This window comes from Variovorax sp. 20P10.2.4 (assembly GCF_058244205.1).
Map to the genome: position 1 here is coordinate 1 of NZ_JBZAYE010001082.1, position 1488 is coordinate 1488.

Annotated in this window: 2 protein-coding genes; one reads left to right on the forward strand and one right to left on the reverse strand. The window is 66.6% G+C overall.

Translation table 11 applies throughout. The features are described 5' to 3' along the window. Positions 1-226, reverse strand: a 226-nt coding sequence (locus AC27VN_RS41260; protein WP_490880483.1) for a helix-turn-helix domain-containing protein, incomplete at its 3' end; no start/stop codon positions are given. Positions 227-343: 117 nt separating this feature from the next. Between AC27VN_RS41260 and AC27VN_RS41265 the strand changes: the two genes are divergently transcribed. After that, positions 344-1096, forward strand: coding sequence for a S24 family peptidase (locus AC27VN_RS41265; protein WP_490880484.1), 753 nt, complete (start codon positions 344-346; stop codon positions 1094-1096). Positions 1097-1488: the final 392 nt, after the last annotated feature.

Sequence of the window (1488 nt, forward strand, 5' to 3'; positions counted from 1 at the left end):
TGCGCGACAATGGCCGGCCCCGGCCCGGCCCTGGCGCCACCGGTCCTTCCTTGAGCTGCTGTTCGTAGGCGGCGAGCAGCGCGTCGTAGGTGCGCAGCATCACGTCGCGCTCGCCGTAGCGTCCGATCTTGCTGATGGTGGGTTGCGGAATGCCGGTCCGTTTCTGGATCTGCTTCTGCGTAAGTCCCATGGCGCGCAGCGCCAGTACGAGCTCTTGTGGCTTCATGGCTGACTCCCTTTCGCTTATTCTAGAGTCGATATAGAATATTCTCTCGGGATTAAATCTGCGGCTATGGAAGACTCCCTAGCCGCACGAGCACTGGCGGCTCGCCTCTACGCCGACATGACGCAAAGGGCAGCCGAGGACAAATCGGGGGTCCGGCAATCGGACATTTCGAAGATCGAACGCGGCGAGACCCTGCGCCCTTCGGGCTTGCTGCAGCTTGCTCTCGCCTATCGCTGCGATCCGGTGTGGCTGGCCACGGGCGGAGGGCGCGCCCCCTGGGAAGAGGCCGCCCTGCCGCGCTCGGCCAACATCACGGGCGAACCCGACGGCTCCTACCGCGTGACCCGCGTACCGCCGCCGATCCCTTTCTATCGCCCCGGCACGCCCGGTACCGTGCCGCTGATCAGTTGGGAACAGGCCGCCACCTGGACCGGCCCCACCATCCCCGAACCGCCACCGCCGGCTCCGCCCCCGTTGCCACTGAACGTGCGCGAGCTGCGCAAGGGCAAGCTGCCGCCCGCGCCGCCACCGCAACAGGTGCCGGCCGAGATGTGGATTCCCTGCGTGAGCCGCCACAGCGAGCTGGCCTATGCGCTGCGCGTGCGCGGAGACAGCATGACCGCGCCCAGCGGCCACCTGAAGAGCTATCCCGCCGACGCGATCATCTTCGTCGACCCGCAGCGCGTGCAGCCCATGGACGGCGAACGCATCATCGCGAGGCTCGACGCCAGCGGCGAAGTCACCTTCAAGGCCTTCAAGCAGGAGGACGGCCGGCGCTGGCTGCAGCCGCTCAATCCCGCGCACGAACCGATCCGGCTCGCGTTCACCGTGCTGGGCACGGTCATCGGCAAGTGGGAAGACGAGGACTGAGTCGAGCGCCGCGGCGAGAAGAATGAGCGCAGGATGAGCATCCCTCCAGGAATGCGAAACGGCGCCCGCGGTCAGGTTGCATGCAGGTTCGCGGAGCACATTAAGGGCTCTCCCTGTGACCTGTACCTCTGATCCTCCCTCCTCCGCAGGTCACCTTCCAGCCCGCCTCGTGCGGGCTGTTTTTTTTCCGCGACGCCTCGCGTCCAGCGTCATCGTTCTGCCATCGCACCCCCGAAGAATCGCGCCCGGTCCTCCCTGACCGCGACCTGACTTCACGATGCAAAGAACATGACAAAAGCCTTCCCCGCGATTCCCCTCGACCTGCCCCAGCGCCGCGCCTTCCTGCGCCAGAGCTTCGCCACCGCCGGTGCCGTCACGCTGCCCGCCTTCCT